The 23,184-nt window shown below is 58.9% G+C and carries 15 protein-coding genes; 9 read left to right on the forward strand and 6 right to left on the reverse strand.

All coding sequences use genetic code 11. From position 1 onward, the window contains the following. The first annotated feature begins 15 nt into the window (after positions 1-15). On the forward strand, positions 16-1,017 hold the full coding sequence (locus tag GGD61_RS34470) for a formate dehydrogenase subunit gamma (protein WP_018316107.1): 1,002 nt from the start codon (positions 16-18) through the stop codon (positions 1,015-1,017). A gap of 31 nt (positions 1,018-1,048) precedes the next feature. Here the strand turns inward: GGD61_RS34470 and GGD61_RS34475 are convergent, their stop codons facing one another. Both GGD61_RS34475 and GGD61_RS34480 read right to left on the reverse strand, forming a co-directional pair. Next, positions 1,049-1,246 carry a hypothetical protein gene (locus GGD61_RS34475; RefSeq protein WP_143109136.1) on the reverse strand — a complete coding sequence of 66 codons (198 nt, stop codon included), beginning with the start codon at positions 1,244-1,246 and terminating at the stop codon, positions 1,049-1,051. Positions 1,247-2,098: 852 nt separating this feature from the next. Beyond that, the gene (locus GGD61_RS34480; protein WP_049814761.1) at positions 2,099-2,314 is read right to left on the reverse strand and encodes a hypothetical protein; all 216 of its coding nucleotides are present in this window, start codon (positions 2,312-2,314) and stop codon (positions 2,099-2,101) included. Positions 2,315-3,336: 1,022 nt separating this feature from the next. On the opposite strand from GGD61_RS34480, the gene GGD61_RS34485 reads away from it, so the two are divergent. Both GGD61_RS34485 and GGD61_RS34490 read left to right on the forward strand, forming a co-directional pair. Further along, on the forward strand, positions 3,337-4,548 hold the full coding sequence (locus tag GGD61_RS34485) for a serine/threonine protein kinase (RefSeq protein WP_312012775.1): 1,212 nt from the start codon (positions 3,337-3,339) through the stop codon (positions 4,546-4,548). Further along, positions 4,535-5,611: a nucleotidyltransferase family protein gene (locus GGD61_RS34490; protein WP_244550810.1), complete on the forward strand. Its 1,077-nt coding sequence runs from the start codon at positions 4,535-4,537 to the stop codon at positions 5,609-5,611. Before GGD61_RS34485 ends, GGD61_RS34490 begins: the two co-directional genes overlap by 14 nt. 128 nt (positions 5,612-5,739) lie before the next feature. Here the strand turns inward: GGD61_RS34490 and GGD61_RS34495 are convergent, their stop codons facing one another. Then, on the reverse strand, positions 5,740-6,123 hold the full coding sequence (locus GGD61_RS34495; protein WP_018316113.1) for an H-NS family nucleoid-associated regulatory protein: 384 nt from the start codon (positions 6,121-6,123) through the stop codon (positions 5,740-5,742). 697 nt (positions 6,124-6,820) lie between these two features. Here GGD61_RS34495 and GGD61_RS34500 point away from each other — a divergent pair. Further along, positions 6,821-7,186 carry an H-NS family nucleoid-associated regulatory protein gene (locus GGD61_RS34500; protein ID WP_183231935.1) on the forward strand — a complete coding sequence of 122 codons (366 nt, stop codon included), beginning with the start codon at positions 6,821-6,823 and terminating at the stop codon, positions 7,184-7,186. A gap of 55 nt (positions 7,187-7,241) precedes the next feature. On the opposite strand, the gene GGD61_RS34505 is transcribed toward GGD61_RS34500, so the two are convergent. The 3 genes from GGD61_RS34505 to GGD61_RS34515 all read right to left on the reverse strand — a co-directional run bounded on the left by GGD61_RS34505 (position 7,242) and on the right by GGD61_RS34515 (position 13,390). After that, the gene (locus GGD61_RS34505; RefSeq protein ID WP_183231936.1) at positions 7,242-8,711 is read right to left on the reverse strand and encodes an exopolysaccharide biosynthesis polyprenyl glycosylphosphotransferase; all 1,470 of its coding nucleotides are present in this window, start codon (positions 8,709-8,711) and stop codon (positions 7,242-7,244) included. Positions 8,712-8,858: 147 nt separating this feature from the next. Beyond that, positions 8,859-10,961 (reverse strand): hypothetical protein, encoded by a 2,103-nt coding sequence (locus tag GGD61_RS34510; RefSeq protein ID WP_183231937.1) that lies wholly within the window; start codon positions 10,959-10,961, stop codon positions 8,859-8,861. Between the two features lie 95 nt (positions 10,962-11,056). After that, complete coding sequence (locus GGD61_RS34515) at positions 11,057-13,390, reverse strand: AAA family ATPase (protein WP_246786114.1); 2,334 nt, start codon at positions 13,388-13,390, stop codon at positions 11,057-11,059. 297 nt (positions 13,391-13,687) lie between these two features. Between GGD61_RS34515 and rfbC the strand changes: the two genes are divergently transcribed. From rfbC to GGD61_RS34540, 5 genes are all read left to right on the forward strand, one after another. Then, positions 13,688-14,245: a dTDP-4-dehydrorhamnose 3,5-epimerase gene (gene rfbC / locus GGD61_RS34520; protein ID WP_183231938.1), complete on the forward strand. Its 558-nt coding sequence runs from the start codon at positions 13,688-13,690 to the stop codon at positions 14,243-14,245. 10 nt (positions 14,246-14,255) lie between these two features. Continuing rightward, positions 14,256-15,314 (forward strand): dTDP-glucose 4,6-dehydratase, encoded by a 1,059-nt coding sequence (gene rfbB, locus GGD61_RS34525; RefSeq protein ID WP_183231939.1) that lies wholly within the window; start codon positions 14,256-14,258, stop codon positions 15,312-15,314. A 13-nt stretch (positions 15,315-15,327) separates the two neighbouring features. After that, entirely contained in the window at positions 15,328-16,317 is a 990-nt protein-coding gene (rfbD, locus tag GGD61_RS34530; RefSeq protein ID WP_183231940.1) for a dTDP-4-dehydrorhamnose reductase, read from the forward strand. Beyond that, positions 16,226-17,137: a glucose-1-phosphate thymidylyltransferase RfbA gene (gene rfbA, locus GGD61_RS34535; protein ID WP_183231941.1), complete on the forward strand. Its 912-nt coding sequence runs from the start codon at positions 16,226-16,228 to the stop codon at positions 17,135-17,137. Before rfbD ends, rfbA begins: the two co-directional genes overlap by 92 nt. A gap of 87 nt (positions 17,138-17,224) precedes the next feature. Further along, positions 17,225-23,182, forward strand: coding sequence for a DUF4082 domain-containing protein (locus GGD61_RS34540; RefSeq protein WP_183231942.1), 5,958 nt, complete (start codon positions 17,225-17,227; stop codon positions 23,180-23,182). Positions 23,183-23,184: the final 2 nt, after the last annotated feature.

Genomic DNA, 23,184 nt, shown 5'->3' on the forward strand with positions numbered 1-23,184 from the left:
CACCGGGAGGACGTGATGGCGTCAATTGAAAGGATCATTCGCCTGGCTTTCGGCGCGTGCGCGCTGCTCCTCTTGGTCATGGCGGCGCCCGCAACTGCTCAGCAGGTCAATCCAACCGCGAGTGCGGTCAAGGAGCAGCAGCTTTTGCAGGAGCTCAACCGGATCCAGGGGCGCGTCAGCATTCCCGATCAGCGGTCGGGCGTTCTCGAGCAGCCGCAGGGGCGGGAATGGCGTGAGTTCCGCAACGTGACATTGCGCTGGGTCGGGGGCGTTGCCATCCTTGGCATGATCGCGATCATCGTGATCTTCTATCTCTCCGTCGGGATGGTACGTCTCGAAGCCGGACGGTCGGGCCGCACCATCGTGCGCTTCAACATGTTTGAACGCTTCGTGCACTGGATGACCGCGAGTTGCTTCATTGTCCTGGCCATTTCCGGGCTGAACATCACGTTCGGCCGGCCATTGCTGCTGCCGCTGATCGGCTTCGAAGCTTTCTCCGAATGGTCGCAATGGGCCAAGTACGCCCACAACTATCTGAGCTTCCCCTTCACCATCGGCGTCGTCCTGATCTTCCTGATGTGGATCGGCGGCAATATCCCGAACAAGGTGGATGTCGATTGGGCGAGGCGCGGCGGCGGCCTGATCGGTCACGATCATCCGCCGGCCTATCGCTTCAATGCCGGCCAGAAGATGATCTACTGGATCGTCGTGATCGGCGGCGGCTTGGTTGCAATCACCGGGTACGCGCTCATGTTCCCGTTCTATATGACCGGGATCGAGGCCATGCAGATGGCCCAGATCGTCCACTCCATTGTGGCCGTACTGTTTGTCGCGGCGATGATCGGGCACATCTATATTGGCACGATCGGAATGGAAGGTGCGTTCGAGGCGATGGGCTCAGGCGAGGTCGACGTCAACTGGGCGCGCGAGCACCATAGCCTCTGGTTCGACCAGGAGACGGCACGAGCGGGGCCCGACGACGGACAGTCACGACCCGCAACCGAGGCGGCAGAGTAAGACGGACAGCCGCGAAAGCGGGTGGTTCGCTCTATTGCGCCGGTTCTTTCGCAAACAAGATCGAACGGTCTTGCATCTCCTGTTCAGGGAGCTTGTTCGCCTGACCTGTCTGCAGTTCTTGGATGGATGGCATGCCGTTCTGATCGAACAGTGCGTGCGATCTGAGCATGCTGCTGGCCGCTCCGGCGAGAAGCAAGGCTGCAATGAGCGAGAGCATGAGGCGTTTCATGCGCATCTCCGTCTGCCACGTCCACCCAGCACGACGGATACACGTATATTGTCTTGCGCAATGTGAGCCACTTCACAGCTAGCGGTTCCGAAGTCATCGACGCGTCTCGTCCAACGAAGCCGGAAGTACGAAGCGAGGAAACGGGAAGAGCTGGATCAGACTCGCACGAATACGTTCGGCGCTGTCTGTTGTGATGCGGCTTTGGTCGTGACGAGAGCCGGAATCGGGGTTCAAGCCTGCGATGTATGCCGCTGTGCAAGTGGCCGTATGGCCTCGCTCTCGTGGGCGCGATGTGGGCACCGGTAGACCCCAAAGGATCCATCGAAGGCAATTGGCGCCTGTCGAAGGCGGGCTAGAGAGGACACGGCACGCTTGCGGCGAATAGGCGTTGCGCATCCATGCTGGTCTTTGATTCAGCCAGCATGGTGATCAGAAATGCACTAACTTGGGAATCGTTCGCGTGCGATATCTCGTTGCTCGTGGCTTTCGCGCACGCGACGCCGATGTTCGTCTGTCTCCCGAGCGCCGTGCTTCCGCCCTTCGTACTCTCTCCCGGAGCCGCTTCAATTGAGCGAGCAGGTTAACGAGCTCGATCGCTGTATGATGCAGAACAGCCAGGCTGCAAACCCCAGTACTCACTATAACACCCCAACAGGCCTTGCCGAATCCGTGACGGGAAGATCGAATTTGTGACGACGTGACAATAATTTCTAAGCAATGGATCCCGGAGTCGTCCGTTCGCTTTACGACGATACGCAGAAATATTTTCGAGCACTCTAGTGCATTGCATCAAAATGCTTGCATCGGAAAAGGGAGTTTGGACGCGCGCTTTGAAATGGCCTTGGCATTACATCAGCGCGAAGGAGCCGCACGAAGGATATCCACCGTCCGGGCGATTGATTCTTCGACCCAGGCCTCGCGGGCGAACCAGTTGTGATTGGCCTCACAGATTGGGCAAAGAGTATTGCCGAAAAACACGATGCTCCGCAGGAAAGTCTCGCGATCGGATTTGATGCCGGTAGGAATCGCGCGACCCGTTTGCGGACACTCGACCATGACCATACCCATGTGACCCTCCCAGAAACATACTGCTGAAAAAGGGGCCGGTCGGCTGGAGTGCGCTCTCGTCGGTGCGGGTTACTTGGGGGGGCATCGCACCTGGGGTCGTTGTCGAGCAAAGGGCAGCTTGCTCGTGACGACGCTTCTCCAACCGACCGGATTCCTGCTTGGCGAATTCTCGGGATACCGCCGGCTTAGCCGGCAGGCCTATGAAATGAGGCTTTCGGCTTCAACCGAAGGCTTCTGGGAGGCCCCTCACAATTGGCATGTCCAAATCCCTGCGGCTTCGTGCCAAATATTCTGCTGAATATCTTCCTCTTGACGGACAGATCGGCCAACCGGATCACTGGTCTCACTCCCCCTCGCGCAACTCGTTAACATTATCTTTTCGCATTTAATGCGCAATTAAATTCGTGTTGTCGGTCCGGTTTGCGACTCTCGGCCGATTTATTTTGTGGGCTGTCGCGGCGGGGTGTCGTCATTGAAAAGGTCGGGCCCTTCGCACGCTCGGCCCATCCCTCACTACCTGCCATCAGTTCGGTGCGCGCCGCCAATTAGCTTTGGTAACGGGTGGTTAGGTTCGGTTCAAATATGAAATAAATTTTGATTATATGGTACTGCTGTAAATATCATTGTTAATTGCTGCCGATCACGTAAGCTAAGCTCGTCCAGGTTTCGTTCGGCTGGAGGAGACAATGTGGGATTTAACTCTTAGCGAGTACGATTTCGCCCCCGATGCGCCGCAGTTGGCCCAGATGCGCGCGGATTTGATAGGCATTGGCGAGAAGGAGCGCATTCTGCGAGAACGCAGTGCCGATCGCGAGGCCTATCGGTACCTCCTGGATGCTCATCGGTTGAGCGCGAGCGCACTTTCTTTGAGAGCAGGTGTTGAACATTTCTCCGGAGGGAGGGGGTAGGGCGGCCAGCTGTGGCATGACGGACCGGATTGTCGCTTCGAAACAAGACCGATTGGGTCACTTGTGCCCGGCAGACGGGAATTGCTGCGCCGCGGACGGTTCGGATTGAACTTCGTGGGCTGCCGAGGCCGCGACGATAGCATCCCAGGCGCTGTCGTCGCTTCGTCGGTGCAGGACGGGGCAGATGTCTTCACATTGGTTGGAGCCGTGCTGGAAAGATCGTCGGCAGAGATGGGGTTGAGACCGGCTTCGGACGCAGTGTTCGCGCTGCTGGACGGTCGATCAGTGCTCTTCAGCGGAGCAGGGCAGAAGATCTTTGAACTGGACCGAATAGGGGCATTCATCTGGTGTAAGCTGGCGCAAGGCGCCTCTCTGGAAGACGCCTGTAAGGGGCTTGGGACGCTAGGCGTTGACGAGCACACGGCGCGCCAGTTCACGCGACAGGTCGTAGATGCCTGGATCGATCGAGCGTTGCTCGAGGTCGACTGGCAAATGCGGACCGATTGTGCCTTCTCAGCGGTACTGGGCCGGCACCGGATAGGGGTCCGAGCTGCAAATCGGGACCTGTTGGGGCGGCTGTGTTCGCTGTTTTGTGTTTCAGACCAGAGCGCCGGCGGCGATGACGACATTGCGATCGAGGCAATGATGCTGGACGAGCAAGTGATCTTGCGCGGAGAGGATTCCAGCATCTCCAGATGTCAAGTCGAGGCTCTGGCCCCAACGATCAAAGCTCACATCACCGAGCGGCTTATTCGAAGCGATCGCTGGACCTTCTCCCTTCATGCCGCTTCTCTTGTGAAGGACGGTATGGGCCTGTTGTTGTGCGGCCAACCGGGAGCTGGAAAGTCTACCCTCTCGTTGCAGCTGGTGGATGCCGGACTTCGGTACGCCGGCGATGACGTTGCGCTGGTTGGCGCGGACGGAGCGATCTGCGGCATCCCGTTTGCACTCACCCTCAAGGAGGGATCGTGGGATTTGCTCTCGCGACTACATGGCGGCCGGTACGATGCGACGCATTGCCGCTCCGACGGCGTTCTGGTGCGATACGTACCCATTGCGGATGCGTACCGTCAGAGCTTTTCCGCAAGCTGGATTATCTTCTTGAACCGTGTCGCGAGCGGTCCGGCCGAACTAACCGCGATAGATCGACTGGATTCGATGAAGCGGCTCATCGATAACGCGTTTGCTGCTGACGGAAGACTTTCGCAGGCCGGCTTTTTCGCCTTGAAGCGGATCATCGCGGGCGCGCGCTCGCTTCAACTCACCTATTGCGAGGCCGTGGAGGCTCGGCGCGTGCTTATGGATCTATGCAATGGCAAGGCATAGCGCGGCGCTGACGAGCCTCTGCAATTGCCTGCGAGGCATGCCACCTGTCGATGTCGAGTGGACGTCCGTAATCGCGCTCGCAAATCAGACACTGACGACGCCGGCGCTCATCGATTTTGTCGACAAATTTGCACCGATCCTTTCGGAGGACGTCTGCGGATATATTCGCCAGATCCACCGCCGGAACGTGCTGCGGAACAATCGGCTCGTCGCTCAACTCGAAGAAGCCGTCATTGCGATGAACGACCTGGGAATTACGCCGATCATGCTCAAGGGGGCATCGACCTTGGTGACCGCGCCCGAGGAGCGACGAGGCGTTCGGCTAATGTCTGACCTGGATATTATGGTTATGCCGGACGACGCCAGATTGGCGGTCTCCGCCCTATGCGTAATTGGCTACAATGTAGACTATGAGACCCCTCCTGAAAGCCCTAGATGGCATGTCGAGCTAAATCGCTCGCAGGATGTCGGGACCATCGACCTGCAGCGGGCAGCTCCAGGTCCTGCGTACCTCTACCAGAGCTTCGGGCACCCGCTGAACCATTGTGTGCCGGCGCCGCTGGGGCGCGGACGCGTGTATATCCCCGCGCCCACCTACCGGGCGCTCATGTTGATCATCCATGATCAATTTCAAGACTACGGTTATTGGCTGGGCGATCTCGATCTGCGGCACCTTGTTGAATTGCGCGATATGAGCAATTCTGCTGAGGGCCTGGATTGGAAAGAGCTTGCCTCTCTTGTGTCAGGCGAATTGATGAAGAACGCGGTTGAAACCCAGCTGTTCGCTCTTGCTGAGTTGCTTGGCGTCGAGATTCCGCAAGAGTTGCGCTCTCGGCTGATTCCCCGTCTGCAGTTCATGCGACAGTTGATGCAAGCACGATTTCCGGCCACACGCGTGCCCTTCCTCGCAATGATGATGCTGGATCTCGGAAACTACCGGAAGATGGCGAATGACACCATCCAACCCACTGCGCGCCGGCGTGGATTGTGGTCCCTGCCGAGGATGGGAACCCTGCAGTTTCTGTTGAAGGCGGCCGTCGCGGTGCGCGCAGGGAAGGCCTAAAATCACAAGCTTCTCCGTAAAGGCGGCAGCTCCGAAGCGAACGCTTTCCATTGGCCGCGTTCCGAGCGGCTGCCAGCTTCCGTGGATCAAACGATTTCGCGCATGCGGGATTTGCAGTGGCAGGGCAATCAATGCCCCTGACCACCAGCATTCTGGTCGGAGGCTTCACCGTTCTCGTGAATCCTGAACTCCTCCAATGTGTGCCCTGATTGTAGTGCGGCGACCAGCCAGCGCGGCTGTTTGCCACGTCCAGACCAAGTCTCTGTCGGCTTGAGAGGGTTGAAGTATTTCGGTACGACCTTTGGGTATTTGCGGCGGGGAGGCTGGCCTAGGCCCATCTCTGCCGCCCCGCTCTCGGGCTCACCGACCTGTTCCGGTTGATTGAGTTGCGCCAAGCGCTTCTCCAACTCCCGCTTTTCGGCCGTGATCTTTTCAGCAAGAATCTTTGTTAGCTCCTCGTGGAGGAGCCAAAGTTCCTCAAAATCCATGGTTTCGAGATCTTGCCTGCGCATACGATTCTGGTCACCGTTCGACCCACGCCCCGACTATCTTGTCATCTCCACGCCGAGTATCGTTTCCGAGCGCCAAATCTGGGGATAGATCCAATGCTGGTTTTTCAAATTAGCGTGACGATAAATAAATAATATATTATTTAATATTTATTGCGAGGATTATTTTCGTTATTTTTAATGCCTCCGAAGAAAAGGGTCGGATGTTATCGATTGCCCTCTGGGCGCCTTCAGGAGGCGATCAGCCGGTTCATCGCTCGCGCGGCTGAATAGACTGATAGCCAGGCTTTGAAGCCACAAATCCAGCTGCGACGGCTCGCCCTCAGGCGTATTGCAGTCCCTCAGCATCCCGGATGCCGCGGGTCCATGGTCGCATTTCAGTAAGAACGAAGCAGCGCGGCCCGCGTGCCGGATATGTTTTTCGAGGGCGCGGCATGGGAGGTCGATCCCACGCCCGACCCAACGTGTCATTCTTCACTTGAGTCGAGACGCCGGTGCACGCAAGGCGCGTAATGTTACTTCGGCCGCTATTAAATTCAGCGGATAAGTTCATTTTTTTGTCTTGATCAGAACCGGCGGCGCAGTTATGTGGAGCACGAACCTGCCGTTCGGTTCCACATATTTTTGAATAAGCTGACCACTTGGTTCTTGATTACCCGGCCGGGACAATATTAAATGGGCGCAACTACAGGATGCTAGCATGTCGACCAAGAAGCTCGAACTAGAAGCGATGTCTCTCGACGATCTATGGTCGCTTCATGAGGAAATTAGCGGCATTTTGTCGGATCGGATTAAGGCCGAGAAGCAGGAACTCGAGAAACGCCTGGCGGTTCTCGGCGGGGGGATGGCTGTTTTGGCCGAAGCAGGTGGGCCGGGCGTCTCGCCGACCGGCAAGCAGAGGCGCAAATATCCGCGCGTGCTGCCGAAATATCGTAACCCCCAGACTTCCGAAACCTGGTCAGGGCGTGGCAAGCGGCCGCGGTGGTTGGTTGCTGCCATGAAATCCGGCCGTCGGATCGAAGAGTTTCGCATAGGGGCAGCTCCGAAGCTCCGGCAGCGGGCGTGAAACCTCGCTGCGCCAGCGGGGTTGCGGAGTCTGGGGCTTTGGGCGGGGATCAACCCTAGTAGGCGTTGCGGCCCCGCAAGACCTCCATCGGAGTTTGCAACACGATTGCGAGATCCAGCCGAAGACTCCAATTGTCGATGTACCAGAGATCGTACTGTACACGTGCTTCGATCATGGACGCTGTGGGTGTTGCACCGCGGCACCCGTGGATCTGGGCCCATCCGGTCAATCCTGGCCTGACCCTGCGGCGAAACGCGTAGTTTCGCACGAGCTTGTCAAACTGTCCGTCGTGGGCCAAGGCGTGGGGGCGCGGACCCACCAGCGACATGCTGCCCTCGAGCACATTCAGCAGTTGCGGCAGTTCATCGAAACTAGTTCGACGCAGCCATCTGCCCACGCGGGTGATGCGTTGGTCGGCCGGGGTGGCCTGAACTATCACGCTGCCGTCCTCGAGCACGTGCATGGTCCGAAACTTGCGGATCAAGAATGTCCGACCATTAAAACCACAGCGTTGTTGTCGGAAGAACACGGGGCCGGGAGAATCCAGCTTGATTGCGATTGCGGCAAGCGCAAGCAGCGGTGCGGATATCGCCAAGGCGAGCCCTGCGCCAAGAATATCAATGATTCGCTTGGTTGCGCACTCGAACGGGGTAAGGGGACCGCGCTGCAATTCTACGCAAACGGCACTACCAAGGCTGCGCGTAGGATGTCGAAGCAATTCGGCTGTTGTGCCGACCGGCACGAATATGACCGGAAACGGCAATACCCGCAACTCGGCAACAAATGCCCGAAGCTCGGGCCATCGCTCCGGGCTGGCTTCGACCACCACCTGGTCGAGCCGGGCGTTGCGAATGTGGTCGATTACGCGAGACGTGAGGCGCTTGCGACCGGCGGGACCGAACCCAATGGGCGGCAGGCTGAACCGCCCCTTGATGCAATATCCATGCATAGCCAAGGTTTGCGGTAGGCCGGCATTCTTCGAAAGCGGCTGGTCCGTGATTAGAACGATATTCGTGCTGGCAAATCTTCTTTCGCTCAGGCCTCTTATCAGCAGCGATTTGACAGCCCAACGCTCGGCTACAAGCAACCCTAAGCCAAGGATGGCGAAGAGCGGGCCTGCTTCCTGAGATACGCCCGGACGAATTGCAAAGCCGTCGGCGGCCCAAATCAAGAGCAGCAATGACGCCCACGTCACGCAGACGGCCCGAACCTGGTTTTTGAGGACGAGGAGCTCAATCGGGCGATAAAGACCTTGAGCCTTCAGCACGGATGCAACGCAAGCTGCGCTGACCAGCGCTAAGCCAAATGCGTTGCCATGGTGTCCCTCAGCTTGCCCGTTTTGGAGCCGGTACAGTAATGTGGAGACGACGCTCGCCAACAAAATCGTCGCGATATCGGCACAGAGTGCAACATGTTCGATCCAGTCATAACGGAGCGGCCATTTATGCCTGGGGGACACCGACGGCTCGAGGCTGACACGAGCCGTATCGTTTCGATCGGGAAGGTGCCGGTTCACGAAGTTCATGGTGGCGCACTCGGAATTAGCATTTAATTTATTATTAATATTGAATATATCAAGCAAAATATCTTAATTTAAATGTTACCAAATGCCGCTCTTCGGGATATGACGCGTGCTCGAAGAACTGCCCATCGAAGCGGAACAGGTTTGGAACTACCGCGCCGCCCCTCGACCCCATGTCCGGTTCGGCAAAGGTAGATCCGTTTTAGGCCCAGGGATCGGGACTTCCTTGCGCATGCTTTGAAGAGCTGCTGAATCCCATTCCGAAATCAGATTGTCCACAAGGGCCTTCCCCTCCGCCGACGCCGATTGATAGGCAGCAATGAGAGCGGGTCGAAGAGCGGGCTGCCTAGCAAAGGCAATCTTGGCGTCGCGCTGCACCAGTTCACGCAATTCGGGATCGCTGACGACCGAAGCCTCGCCGAGAGCGGCAGTCAGTCGTAGCGGAAGCAGTGCCAAATCGTTTGGAGCTGTGTAGTACGAGAGTTTCAGCAAGGCCGCGACGTCGTATTCGACCGATTTTTGTTCCCTCGACAGGGCCGCAAGCATGAGCCAAAGATCCCCTCGTAATGGCGAGGACCGCAGTGCCTGCGCCAGTACAGTCGGCGCGGCAGGATGGACTCCGAACTCCGGTCTTGAGGCTGCTGCTCCATTGGCCGCGGGCTGCGGGGCGGGAGCGGGTCTCCCAGACCGCAAATCGCCATCACTGCGCAGTGAGTTCTGCGGCAGCACTCTCAGAAGTGCTTGGCGTGAGGCATCATTGGCAGCGAGCGCTTCAACCGGCAAACCGCCGGGATACGACGGCTGAGCGAGCAGCCAGACCGTTTGGGCGATCAGCGCGACTGCGATGGAGCCCAATCCAATACGCATCGATGCATTACCAATCCCATATGAGCGTATTGGCGCGCATGCCGGGCCCGGACTATCCAGTCCAACGACGGGCCGCGTCGACCGCGACTGCTCGGTCACGGCGCCTGTATCACGCTGGCTTTGGGCGACCGCAAGTCCAAACAGCGCAGCAGCCAACAGCGATGCGCCGAACTCGAGAATGCCGTCTTCGACCAAGGCCAGCACAACCAATGAAGTCGCAGCGCCGGCGCCAATGGCCGCGTAGACGTAGTCATGCCTTCGCCGCAGGGAGCATCTGAGCAAGGCCCCGGCGCCAACCACCGCAACGATCAACACGCCGTACAGAAAGGGGCGGCCCATCTCGATTGCGATGGCCGCGGCAGCCGTCGGGCGCTCTCGTGACAACGGCGCCGCAATATCGCGATGGATCGGTAGCAATGCCGCGTAGGTTCCCGCGCCGGAGCCGGCATGGCCGGCATCCTGCAACATCCGCTCAGTCGCCCCCGGGGCGTGCTCGGACAGGGCGACTGTCAGATCGGCATTAGGCCTTATTGGCATGAGGGTGAAGGCCGCCAGAAACAACACTGTAGCCGTGGCCAGGACGCTCGCGATACCCCATAGCCCAGAGAACCAGTTCCGGATCGCGAACGCGGCGAGCACGATTCCCACTCCGAGCAATGCCGCTGTGGCCGTTCCCATCCCGTCTCCGCTGGCGAGGGTTGCCGACAGACAGAGAAGGGTTGCGAGGAGTGCGAACCACAGAGTCGTCGCCACTCGAAATGGGCGTTGCTTGACACGGCGGCGGTGGTCCTCGAACGCACGGGTTATCATCGCTGCGGACAGCACCAGCCCCAGCACTGCCGGGACTGCGCCGGTCGCGGCGAGGACAGGAGCATCGCCGCGCGAAAAACCGTCCGCTCCGATCGTCTGCCGCAACAGCAGGTACGCACTGACGATCGTCGAGATTGAGACCAGCATGCAGAGGAGTTGCCACGCACGCTGTCTGTCCAGCGCGACGACAGCCGTGATGAGCGCGAGGGCGACGGCAATGCTGTACTGCAAGAATGCCTGCACAGTTGCACGGACGTCCACCGTGAGCCGTTCGGCGAGGGGGGCATTCAAGGCGGCCGATGCGGTTTCCCAAATCGGATTGCCGAGCCCGTGGATAGGAACTGGCGCGAGCTGGAAGGCCATGTAGATCGCCGGTACAGCGAGAATGAGGATGAGAACGAGTCCCGACCGCCGTACCAGACTCGCGATTACGGAGGATGAGGCGAAGATTGCGGTTGCCAGCGCCGCGGTTGCGAGGAGAGCAGAGGATAGAGCTCGTTGCTGCGGGATCTCGGGCATTGCAAAAGCTGCTGCGACGGACACAACGAGTGCCAGCATCAGGAACCTGACGAGCATACCACGTCACCTCTCTGGCTTTGCGTTCCTCCGGATGCTCCGATCGGCAGACCGTCTAACGCGCAAATCGTGATGAGTGCACGGCGAGGGGCCGCTCAAGAGCTCGATAGACCGTAACGAACATAGTGACTGTCGTCGTAATAGTCGCTTCGATGGGTGTCGTATCGCGCCATTGCCTTGATGTCCGTCTTGTTCAAGACTGCGCCGATCAGCGAGTCCGAGATCGTCGGGGCGGTGTGCAGCGCATGCTGAACGACCTCGATCTTGGTGCGTCCCCACTCGACGACGAGAACGTAACAATCGATCAGAGGCGCCGTGACCCGTACGTCGACAAGCGGACTCAGCGGCGGAAGATCTACAATGACATAGTCATAGCTTTGTCGCAGGCGATCAAAGAGCTTGCATATCGAGCTGTCGGACAGCAGTTCGCTCGAGTGAAGTACGGGCCCGCGTTGAACGGCCGGAAGAACGGCGAGATTTGTCCTCGGGTCCCGCCATACCACCTCCTCGAGTGGGCGAGCACCGTTCATGACCTCAATAATGCCATCCACGGCCTTCGGGACCAGACGGGCCGAGAGCGATGGATTCCGGAGATCGCAGTCCACTATGATGACCTTCTTTCCGCTGTGTCCGATGAGTTGCGCCACGGAAGCAGCAATCGTAGTCTTGCCCTCATTTGGGAGAGCTGACGTCAGGCCAATCACCTGGTTGGGGGTCTTCGCCGGGCTGTGATCGATCGCAATCTTGATCGCACGGATGGCCTCCGTGTACCGAGAGAGAGGCATGCCTACGACGGCGCGATGAATGTCCGGAGCGGTCGAAAGCATTCGTTGGCTCGAGTCTTCCTGCGTCTGTTGAAGCCGGGCCGACGGTCTCTGCGGCTTGGGTAAGTTCAGGATTGGCACGAGAGACAGGCACGGAAGTTCCAGCGCAGCCTCGAGCTGGGAAGAGGTCCGGAAAACGCGGTCCATTACATCTCTCACGAAACCGAGTAGCAGTCCCAGCGCGAGGCCACCCAGAAGACCGAAACTCAGCACGACCTTCGTCTTCGGTTTGCTCTTGGTTTGAGCGGCGGAGGCGGGGAAGATGACCCGGGTTTCCGAGATAGGGAAGGTATCCTGCTGCGTCGAGCCCATGTACTGCTGAAGGAAGGTGTCGTAGAGCGCCCGCAGGCTCTTCGCGCGACTTTCCAAATCTCTTATCGTCAGCTCTGCCGAGTTCGTGAGGCGCGATTGCGAGACTGCAACCGAAAGTTGTTGTTCGATTTCCTGCTGTCGTTGCTTGGCAAGTTGGACTTCGCCTCGGCTAACTTCCGCAAGTCTCCTGACCTCCTCGAGCATGGAGTTTCGAAACTCACGCATCCTGTTCCGGACGTTGACGACTGCTAGGTGGTCTCGGCCGACGCGGGCCGACAGTTCGGCCTCGCGCCTGGCGAGTTCAAGATATTGCTGGCGCAGGGAGGTGATAATTTGACTGTTCATCGCGTCGGGGCCGATGGCATCCAGGGGGCTGATCGAGGACAGTTTTGTCGGATCCGAGCTTAGGACGCGTTCGTAACCAGCTAATTTGGCGGCGGCCTCTGAGCTCTGGGCGCGGGCGGCGACGAGGCGGGTGTTTAGCTCTGTTATCTGCTGCTCGTCGATCGGCTTTCCCACCAGCGAGACAATATTGTTCTGAGTCTTATAGGCACCGACGGCACGTTCGGCGGTCAATGCCTCTTCGCCAAGATTTCGTAAGCGCTCCTGCAGCCAGCTTGTTGCGGTACGACTGGCTTCAAATTTTGCGGCAAGCTGATCGTTGATATAGGCTTTGGCAATTGCGTTCGCGATGTCAGCCGCTAGCACCGGGTCGCTCGAGGTGAAGTTGACTTCAATGACGCGGCTATAGCCAACCCGACCTGCAGACAGGCGATCTAGAAAGCTGGCAATGGCGGCTTCTGAGGGCTGGTCTGGCGTGGTAGATTGCGCACCTTCTGACGGATTCGATCGCCATCGTCGAAGCCAGCCCAATAGCCAGGACTGCAGCGGCCGGTTTTCTTTAAAATCCGGATGATCGCCCAATTTCAGCTGGTTGATCACGGCGGCGGCGGTTGCCTGCGACTTGATGATCTGCAGTTGCGTCTCGATCTGAGTAATGTCGACGATGGGTTCAGACAGAAGCGATTGCTTCTGTAGAAATTGCGCCCTTGGGTTTTCGAACAGGACCTGAACCTGCGCCGTATAGCTCCGTGGGACCAGCCTTAGGTATACAAGGCTGGCCGCAGTTACCAATGCAGCGGTGACAATGATAACGAGATATTGGCGCCGTACAAAGACGAGCGTCAGTTTGATGACCTCGCCGAGGCCCGCCCCGTCCTGGCGGTCCGACTGCATCTGCATTGGGGAGGGGAGACGTGCTCCATCGGTCTGGAGCGGATTGGTCTGAAGCATCGGACAATTCTCTCGGCTGTCGACAGTCGCGCGGGAGCACGAGGCCGCAGGCGATATTCGGACCGCGGCCGTATTTAAATTAATATATCTGATAAATTTTGTATTGCCAATTAAATCTAGCTCAGGCATTAATTGCCTTGAAAATTAACTCGACGAAGGGCCGGCGTCCGATTAAACCCGATATTTGTCGCGAACTGACCAGGCGGACTTGGTCCGCTGCGGTGCTCGGTTGGGAGGACATTGGGGAGATTAGGCCGACCGTCCGGGCGCTAGCGCCGCTAATCGGAGCGTGCGGTCATGCTGGAAGTGCGAAGTTTGGCGATTCCGGATGTCAAGCTGGTCCGATCGAAGCGCTTTTCCGATACGCGCGGCTATTTTTGCGAGACGTTTCGTCGCTCTGCTTTCGCCGAAAGAGGAATTTCTCACGATTTCATCCAGGACAATCAATCCTGCTCGGAGCGAGTCGGGACGGTTCGCGGATTGCACTTCCAGCGGCCTCCATTCGCGCAAACCAAGCTGGTTCGCGTGTTGAGGGGAGCGATCGTTGACGTGGTGGTCGACCTTCGGCGGCGGTCGCCGACCTTCGGCCGGCACGTCTCGGTCAAACTGGATAGCGAGACTGACGAGCAGTTGCTCGTTCCAAAAGGGTTCGCTCACGGTTTCTGTACGCTCGAGCCTCAAACTACGGTCTTTTACAAGGTCGACGAGGTCTACTCTCCGGACCACGACGCCGGCATCCATTGGGCGGATCCCGAATTGGCTATCGAGTGGCCGGTGAGGGCCTCGGCGGCCCAGCTTTCACCGAAGGATCGGGCGCTTCCCCGTTTCGACCAGCTTGCTTCAATGTTTGAATAGAGGGCGTGGCATGCGTGTCCTGGTGACCGGAGGAGCGGGATTTATCGGGTCTGCGGTCTGTCGACAGTTGGTGTTGGAAGCCGGTGCTTCGGTCGTCAATGTCGACAAGTTGACCTATGCGGCAAATTTGGCCTCGCTGGCCTCCATCGAGGGTGCCAGCTGTTATCGATTTGAGCAGCATGACATCTGCGATCAGGAGGCGGTCACTCGTTTGTTTTACAAGTGGGAGCCAAGCGCAGTCATCCACTTGGCAGCGGAGAGCCATGTCGATCGGTCGATCACAGGCTCGGCAGCGTTCGTTAGCACCAACATCGTCGGTACCTATACTCTACTGGAAGCTGCCAGACGATATTACGACGGGCTTTCAAGCCAGAGGCAAAGACAGTTCAGGTTCATTCACGTGTCGACGGACGAGGTCTACGGTTCATTGGGGCCGGCCGACTGCTTCCGGGAAGATACCCCTTACCGGCCGAGTTCACCCTATTCGGCGAGCAAGGCCGCCTCGGACCACCTTGCGCTCGCCTGGTATAAGACCTACGGCTTGCCGGTGATCGTCTCCAATTGCTCGAACAATTACGGTCCATTCCAATTCCCGGAAAAGCTCATTCCGCTGACGGTTCTCAACGCGATTGAGCACAAGCCGTTGCCTGTCTATGGCGATGGCAGCAATGTGCGCGATTGGCTTCATGTCGACGATCACGCCGCAGGCCTGATCAGGCTGCTATTTGAGGGCAGGGCTGGAGAGAAGTACAATTTCGGCGGCGATAGCGAACGCTCGAACCTGGAGGTAGTCACCCAGATTTGCGACGTGCTTGATCGATTGCGTCCGGGGCCGACAGCGAGGCGATCATTGATCTCGTTTGTGCCGGACCGTCCGGGACACGACGCACGTTATGCAATCGATGCGTCCAAAGCTCGCAGCGAGCTGGGATGGCAGCCGAGCCGAAGCTTCGAGCAAGGCCTCGCCGACACGGTGGAATGGTATCTGGCCAGCGGCGCCTGGTGGGCGCGGGCTCGCAATATTGTCTACGACGGCGCGCGCCTTGGTCTCCCAGCCACGCGACATTGAGGTTGAGGTTGCCATGATCGATGGACCGATCCTGATTGCTGGTCGAAATGGCCAATTGGGCAGTTGCCTTCGGGAACTCGCTGCTCTTCGCGGCCTGTCTGCAGTAGCCCTCGGACGTGAGGAGTTGGACCTGGAAGTCCGGGACGGGATCGACAGGACGGTCGCTTCGATCGCCCCTAGCATGATCATCAATGCCGCTGCTTATACAGCTGTGGATGGGGCAGAGGCTGAAGTCGGAAAAGCCTTCAGTATCAACCGCGATGGTGCGGCTGCGTTAGCGGATGTCGCATGGCAGAGAAACATTCCATTTGTGCATTTGTCGACGGATTATGTCTTTGATGGTGCCAAGCGCGAGGCTTACGACGAAGCCGACGTTCCGGCGCCGTTGAACACGTATGGCGCGTCAAAGTTGGCCGGCGAGGCCGCCGTTTTGGCGGCGCATCCTCTCGCGACTGTCGTCAGGTCGTCTTGGATCTACAGCGCAACAGGAAGCAACTTCGTTCGGACGATGTTGCAGCTGGCCGAAACGCGTCCAATCGTGAGGGTCGTCTGCGACCAACACGGAAGCCCGACGTCAGCAGCGGAGTTGGCCGCAGCGCTCCTGAAGATCGCAGAGCGGTCGATCACAGATGATCGCCGCATCGCGGCAGGCATCTTCCATGTGTCCGGCCAGGGAACAACGAGCTGGCACGGCTTCGCCGAGGCAATTTTCGATGGTTTATCCCGTCGTGGAGTGCGGCCGCCGGCGCTGGAAGCCATCACGACCGAGCAGTACCCCTGCGCTGCGCGCAGGCCCCTGAACTCCCGCCTGGACTCGTCCAAAGTGGAGCGCGTGTTTGGAATTCGATTGCCGGCTTGGCGCCACTCTCTCGAAACCTGTCTCGACCAACTTGTCGGAAAAGGAGACACCGATGCTGAAGGGAATTGTCCTGGCTGGCGGCAGCGGAACGCGGCTCTATCCGATCACGCGTGTGGTGAGCAAGCAGTTGCTGCCCATCTATGATAAGCCGATGATCTACTACCCGCTGTCGACGCTGATGCTGGCAGGAGTCCGCGAAATCCTGGTGATCACGACCCCGGCAGACCGGTCTCAGTTTGAGCGATTGCTCGGAAATGGAAGCCAGTGGGGGATTAGCATCAGCTATGCGGAGCAACCTCGTCCCGGGGGCCTGGCGGAAGCCTTCATCGTAGGTGCCGATTTCATCGGAACCGATCGCGTCGCAATGGTGCTCGGAGACAATATCTTCTTCGGCGGCGGCTTGCGCGAACTTCTCACAAGGGCGGCAGCCCGCGAGGAAGGTGCATCCGTGTTCGCGTATCACGTGCGCGATCCCGAACGATACGGCGTCGTTACGTTCGACGAGGCGGGCCGCCCACTACGAATCGAGGAAAAGCCGAGAAAGCCGACATCGAACTGGGCCATCACGGGGCTGTATTTTTTTGACAACCGGGTTGTGCGGTATGCCCGCCGTGTCGAGCCGTCGCCCCGGGGAGAGCTTGAGATCACCGATCTGCAAATGCGCTATCTCGCAGCCGGCGCTCTCCACGTCGAGCGCATGGGACGGGGATACGCATGGTTGGATACGGGCACGGTCGAGTCGCTGATCGATGCAGGGACCTTCGTGCAGACGCTCGAAAAGCGACAGGGCATGAAGGTGGCTTGTCTTGAGGAGATCGCCTTTCGGCAGGGCTTTATCAATCGAGACCAGCTTCTTGCTCTGATTCAACCGCTAGAGAAGAGCGGCTATGGTATTTATCTGAAGGAAATCACACGGCTCCCGACTGCCGATGCCACAATCGGAGCCAGTGCCTTATTAAATTAAATTAACAGTAAATTTATATTACTCGAATTGACCGGCGTATTATTTTTAAATTAGATTTCTTTCGTATCTGAATTTGAGAGGCTGGCCATGCTGAATCGAAAGGCGAGCGTCCTTGATCGAGGAACCAGGCCCCTTTCGCCGGAAGAAGGCGCTTCCGGCTGGTCAGATGTCATCGCACGGGGCGCATGGTTGGAGCCCATCGCCGGCGCCTGGGCATTGAATCAGTTTTGGATCTCCCCGAATGCGGACCAGTCGGTCGGCGGGCCGGATCTTCTGTCCAGGGCAACGCCGGCTATCAACGCTGGTCAGGCGGCAACTGCATTGCTGTCGCGTGGCGGCTCCAGCAGGACGCGGGTCCCCGGTACGCCGTCATTCCAGTCGAGATTGGCCGCTCTGCTCTCGAGTTCGGTAAGCGTGGTGGTCCGTCCCAACGCAGCGGGCCCGGCGCGCTCGTCCATGCCCGACAGAGAGATGGCACAGGCATCATCGACATCGAACGCCGGTACCACTCATTGGACGAATTCAAGCGACCGCCACGGTCCATCCGCATTGGAGGGGCTTTGGATCCCACTGCGCGCGGAGCCATCTAGCGGGTCAGAGCAACAGCTTGATTCGATTGCGGGAATGGCAGGCCACCCGGCTTCTACCTCGGGATTGCTGGATCGGTCGTCCACGTCCGCGACGTTGAATAGTCAGGTCTCGCTCATGCCGTCCCCCGCCGAGGCTGCACTGCCTTTCGCGATACCTGGTGGATCTGTCGTCAATTCCCTCCCGACAAGTTCGCTGTCCGTCATGACGGACAGCGCGGACTACGCGCCCGGCAGTACGGCAACGTTTACCGCAGCCGGAATCGGGTCGGGTGCGCCCGTCACATTCGATATTGCTGACCTATTGAGCGCCCCCGGCGCTAACGGCATCGCCGATATCTATACGCCCTTCACGATCGAGGATGGCGGCATCGGCGACATGGATGGGCTCGCCAATGGGACAGTCGTCGCGCAATGGCAGGTGCCCGCTGATGGCCGATCGACCGGAGCTACGTTGCAACTCACCGCGACCTCGGGCGCCCAAACGGGGACGGCAACCTTCAGCGACGCGAGCAACAAAACTGTCACGGAAAATCAACTACCGGGCACGCCGAAGAGCACATGGGCGATCCACGGCTCGATCGCGAACGCAGGTGACTCGCAGATTGAAGGCTTCGCGACGCAGATTAGCACCAATGCCGGACAGACCGTCTCTTTCAAGGTGGATACAGCCTCGAGCGGTTATACCGTCGCTATTTACCGACTTGGCTACTACGGTGGCAATGGTGCGCGTCTCATCACGAGCATGCACCATACAGGAGCTGCCAACCAACCGGCTCCGCTCTTTAATGATCCTACCAACACTGTTGATGCCGGAAATTGGTCCATCACGGATTCATGGACAATTCCTGCCACCGCTGTTTCCGGCGTCTATTTTGCGAAGCTGACGACGGACACTGGCAATTTCCAGAACATGATTCCATTCATCGTTCGCAACGACGGCACCTTTTCGGACGTCTTGTACCAAACCAGCGACACGACATGGGAGGCGTACAATCCCTGGGGCGGATATAATTTGTATCAAGGTCCCAGCGGAACCAATAGCGATCGTGCCTATGCTGTTAGCTACAACCGTCCGATCGCCATGAATGTCAACTCCAACCTGGCTCAGCCGACCGATTTCCTATTTGGTGAGGAATACGCGGCGATCTACTGGTTGGAGCGGAACGGCTACGACGTCAGTTACATATCCGGCATCGATGCCTCAACCAAGCCAGGATTGCTGCTGAACGCCAGCGCCTACATGGACGCCGGCCACGACGAATACTGGTCGCAATCGCAATTCGCCAATGTCAGTGCGGCCCGCGACGCGGGAGTCGACCTCGCCTTCTTGAGCGGCAACGAAATCTATTGGGATATCGAGCTTGGTGCGAGCTTCGACGCTAGCCATACGGCAAATCGAACGATCGTCGAGTACAAGGACATTTGGAGCGGCGTGCAGCTCGACCCGAATGGCACCGCCAACGGTGGAGCGGGCCTGTTTCGTGATCCGGTTTATGGACCTGGTACTCCGGAAAACTCTCTCTCCGGCACGATCTTCACCGTCGACGACATCGGTACGCTCGACAACATCAGCGTTCCGGCCAGCATGTCACAGCTGCGCTTTTGGCGGAACACCAGCATTGCCAGTGGCAACGGGGGAACGCTGACGCGCCTGCTTGGCTACGAGTGGGACAGCGATCTGGACAACGGCTTTCGGCCAGCCGGGTTAATCGACATGTCGTCGACGACAAGAAATGTCAACTCCTTGCTGCTGGATAATGGTTTGACCACTGGTCCTGGGACGGCCACGCACAACCTCACGCTCTACCGTGATCCCGAGAGCGGTGCCTTGGTTTTCGGTGCCGGCACGGTCATGTATCCATGGGGATTGTCAGATCAATATGTTCCGTACAAGGGCCTTACCGCCCCAGTCAGCTCGGCCGTGCAGCAATCGATGGTGAATCTCCTCGCCGAGATGGGGGTGATGCCGCAAACGTTGCAGGCGGGTCTTGTGAGCGCACAGGCGTCCGCCGACCATACCGCGCCAACAGCCGTCATCAACTCCCCGACAGGTGGGACCAACGTCAGCCAGGGCCAGACGGTCACGATCACCGGCACAGCCTCGGACGCCGGCGGACGTGTTGCCGGGATCGAAGTTTCCACTGATGGCGGTACGACGTGGCACCCGGCGACTGGCACGACAAACTGGAGCTATACGTGGCTTGCCTCGGGCTCTGGTACGCGAGTCATCGAAGCGCGAGCGACTGATGACAGTGTCAATATGCAGACGACTCCCGCCATGGTCAGCGTCAACGTCACAGGCGGGAGCAGTACAGGAAGCCTTTTCACAGCTTCCAACGTACCGGCGCAGACCAGTTTGAATGATGGTACGCCGATTGAAGTCGGCGTGAAGTTTACCTCCGCCACGGCCGGTCAAATCACCGCGCTGAAATTCTATCGCAGTCCGAGCGACAGAGGGGCCGATCTCGTCGACCTCTGGACCTCGACCGGTACCAAGCTTGCCAGCGCGAGCTTCACCAACACGGCGGCAAGCGGCTGGCAAACGGTCAATCTGGCGACCCCCGTCACGATCGGCGCCAATACAACCTATATCGCCTCGTATCACACCAATGGTGCGTATGTCGCCACGACCAATTTCTTCACCAATTCCTTTACGAGCGGGAGTTTGACGGCGCCTTCGTCCGCCACATCTGGCGGCAACGGCGTCTATTCCTACGGTGGTACCAGCACGGCTGGTATCTTCCCGACCAGTACGTTTGGTTCTTCGAACTACTGGGCTGACGTGGTGTTTGTCCCCAGCAACGGCACCAACAGGCCGCCGACCGCCGTCGCCGATACCGGCGACGCCACGGAGAAGGGGGGGACTAACAATGGCACGGCTGGCTCCCCCGGTACTGGGAACGTGCTGACGAATGATACCGATCCGGATTCCGGCGACACCAAGACCGTGACAGCAGTCAGCTTTGGCTCGACGTCTGGCACGCTCGGGTCGTCACTCAATGGCGCGCACGGAAGCTTGGTCCTCAACGCCTCGGGCGCGTTTACCTACACGGTCACTGAAACGGATCCCGCCGTGCAGGCATTGCGGCTCTCGACCAATACACTGACAGATGCGTTCAACTACACGATGCGCGATACTGCTGGTGCGACATCATCGTCTACGGTCACCATCACGATTCATGGCGCCAACGACGCACCGGTGCTGGCGGCCCAGACCGGCAACCAGACGGCGACGGTCGGCTCGGCTTTCTCGCTGACGCTGCCCGCTGGCACCTTCACCGATGTGGATTCCGGGGATTCGCTCGCCTATGCCGCAACCGCCGCCGATGGCTCGCCACTTCCTGCCTGGCTGACCTTCAATGCCACGACCCGGACCTTCAGCGGCACACCGACGTCTGCGGATGTTGGCACGGTCAGTGTGAAGGCGACTGCCACCGATCTCGGCAGCCTCTCCGCAAGCGAGACGTTTAATATCGCGGTGAGCACGACTGCCAACAGGCCGCCGACCGCCGTCGCCGATACCGGCGACGCCACGGAGAAGGGGGGGACTAACAATGGCACGGCTGGCTCCCCCGGTTCTGGGAACGTGCTGACGAATGATACCGACCCGGATTCCGGCGACACCAAGACCGTGACAGCAGTCAGCTTTGGCTCGACGTCTGGCGCGCTCGGATCGTCACTCAATGGCGCGCACGGAAGCTTGGTCCTCAACGCCTCGGGCGCGTTTACCTACACGGTCACTGAAACGGATCCCGCCGTGCAGGCATTGCGGCTCTCGACCAATACACTGACAGATGCGTTCAACTACACGATGCGCGATACTGCTGGTGCGACATCATCGTCTACGGTCACCATCACGATTCATGGCGCCAACGACGCACCGGTGCTGGCGGCCCAGACCGGCAACCAGACGGCGACGGTCGGCTCGGCTTTCTCGCTGACGCTGCCCGCTGGCACCTTCACCGATGTGGATTCCGGGGATTCGCTCGCCTATGCCGCAACCGCCGCCGATGGCTCGCCACTTCCTGCCTGGCTGACCTTCAATGCCACGACCCGGACCTTCAGCGGCACACCGACGTCTGCGGATGTCGGCACGGTCAGTGTGAAGGCGACTGCCACCGATCTCGGCAGCCTCTCCGCAAGCGAGACGTTTAATATCGCGGTGAACACGACTGCCTCGACAGTCAGTCTATTCTCGACCTCCGATAGGCCCTCGGTGCTATCGGGCTCCGACACGTCGCAGGTCAATTTGGGGGTACGATTTTCGTCCTCCGCGGCCGGCACGATTACCGGCATTAAGTATTACAAGAGTGCGAACGACACCGGCACCCATACCGGATCACTGTGGAGTAGCACAGGCACGCTTCTGGCGACCGCCACCTTCACCAACGAGACCAGCAGCGGGTGGCAAACCGTCACTTTCAGTAGTCCGGTCTCGATCACGCCTGGCACCACCTATATCGCAAGCTTCCATAGCAACGGCCGCTATGCCGATACGCCCAGCTACTTCACTACTGCTCACGCGAATGGGCCGCTTACGGCCTCTGCGAGTAACAATGGTGTCTACACCTATGGAACGGGGAATCTGTTTCCGACGAGCACGTTCAATGCCACCAACTATTGGGTGGATGTCGTCTTCAGCAATTCCGGCGGCGGAACCAACCAGCCGCCGATCGCCAATAACGATACGGGCTTCAACGCGACCAAAGACGTGGCGCTCAGCATTTCCGGGACATCACTTCTAGCAAACGATACCGATCCCAACGCGGACGCTCTGACGATTACAGGCGTCAGTGGCGCTGTCAACGGCACCGCCAGTTTCAACGCTCAGAACAACACGGTGACGTTCAGTCCGGCCAGCGGCTATACCGGACCGGCCTCATTCAATTACGCCATCTCTGATGGCCGGGGTGGTACCGCCAGCGCAACGGCAAGCGTCACTGTCCGCGCGCCCTCGTCCAGCACCGTGAGCCTGTTCAGCTCCAATCCCACGCCGAGCATCGTCTCCGCCAATGATCAAAGCTCGGTGGAACTTGGTGTAAAGTTCCAGGCTTCCACGGCGGGCGACATCGTCGGCTTGCGCTTCTACAAAGGTCCGAACAATACGGGCACACACGTTGCCGATCTATGGAGCAGCACGGGCACGCTGCTAGCTACTGCCACCTTCACCAACGAGACAGCAAGCGGCTGGCAGCAGGTCAATTTCGGTACGCCGGTGACGATAGCGGCGGGGACAACCTATATCGCATCCTACCATACTGCGGGCAACTACTCGGCCGATCCCAACCTGTTCGCCAGTTCAGTGACCAATGGTCCGTTGACAGCCCCGTCATCCGCGTCCAGCGGCGGAAACGGCGTCTATGCATACGGATCCGGAAGCCTCTTCCCCACCAACACCTTCAACGCGACGAGCTACGCGGTTGACGTCCTTTTCAGGCCGCAGCTCGCAGCATAGGA

Origin of the sequence: Bradyrhizobium sp. SBR1B (genome assembly GCF_014198205.1) — a bacterium.
Lineage (GTDB): Bacteria > Pseudomonadota > Alphaproteobacteria > Rhizobiales > Xanthobacteraceae > Bradyrhizobium.

What these genes read in the sequence shown, in the direction of transcription:
- GGD61_RS34490 (WP_244550810.1), top strand. Translation starts at nt 4,535, where the DNA reads ATGGCAAGGCATAGCGCGGCGCTGACGAGCCTCTGCAATTGCCTGCGA.
- GGD61_RS34495 (WP_018316113.1), bottom strand. Translation starts at nt 6,123, where the DNA reads ATGCGCAGGCAAGATCTCGAAACCATGGATTTTGAGGAACTTTGGCTC.
- GGD61_RS34500 (WP_183231935.1), top strand. Translation starts at nt 6,821, where the DNA reads ATGTCGACCAAGAAGCTCGAACTAGAAGCGATGTCTCTCGACGATCTA.
- GGD61_RS34480 (WP_049814761.1), bottom strand. Translation starts at nt 2,314, where the DNA reads ATGGGTATGGTCATGGTCGAGTGTCCGCAAACGGGTCGCGCGATTCCT.
- rfbD (WP_183231940.1), top strand. Translation starts at nt 15,328, where the DNA reads ATGATCGATGGACCGATCCTGATTGCTGGTCGAAATGGCCAATTGGGC.
- rfbB (WP_183231939.1), top strand. Translation starts at nt 14,256, where the DNA reads ATGCGTGTCCTGGTGACCGGAGGAGCGGGATTTATCGGGTCTGCGGTC.
- GGD61_RS34470 (WP_018316107.1), top strand. Translation starts at nt 16, where the DNA reads ATGGCGTCAATTGAAAGGATCATTCGCCTGGCTTTCGGCGCGTGCGCG.
- GGD61_RS34515 (WP_246786114.1), bottom strand. Translation starts at nt 13,390, where the DNA reads ATGCTTCAGACCAATCCGCTCCAGACCGATGGAGCACGTCTCCCCTCC.
- GGD61_RS34540 (WP_183231942.1), top strand. Translation starts at nt 17,225, where the DNA reads ATGCTGAATCGAAAGGCGAGCGTCCTTGATCGAGGAACCAGGCCCCTT.
- GGD61_RS34475 (WP_143109136.1), bottom strand. Translation starts at nt 1,246, where the DNA reads ATGAAACGCCTCATGCTCTCGCTCATTGCAGCCTTGCTTCTCGCCGGA.
- GGD61_RS34510 (WP_183231937.1), bottom strand. Translation starts at nt 10,961, where the DNA reads ATGCTCGTCAGGTTCCTGATGCTGGCACTCGTTGTGTCCGTCGCAGCA.
- GGD61_RS34505 (WP_183231936.1), bottom strand. Translation starts at nt 8,711, where the DNA reads ATGAACTTCGTGAACCGGCACCTTCCCGATCGAAACGATACGGCTCGT.
- rfbA (WP_183231941.1), top strand. Translation starts at nt 16,226, where the DNA reads ATGCTGAAGGGAATTGTCCTGGCTGGCGGCAGCGGAACGCGGCTCTAT.
- rfbC (WP_183231938.1), top strand. Translation starts at nt 13,688, where the DNA reads ATGCTGGAAGTGCGAAGTTTGGCGATTCCGGATGTCAAGCTGGTCCGA.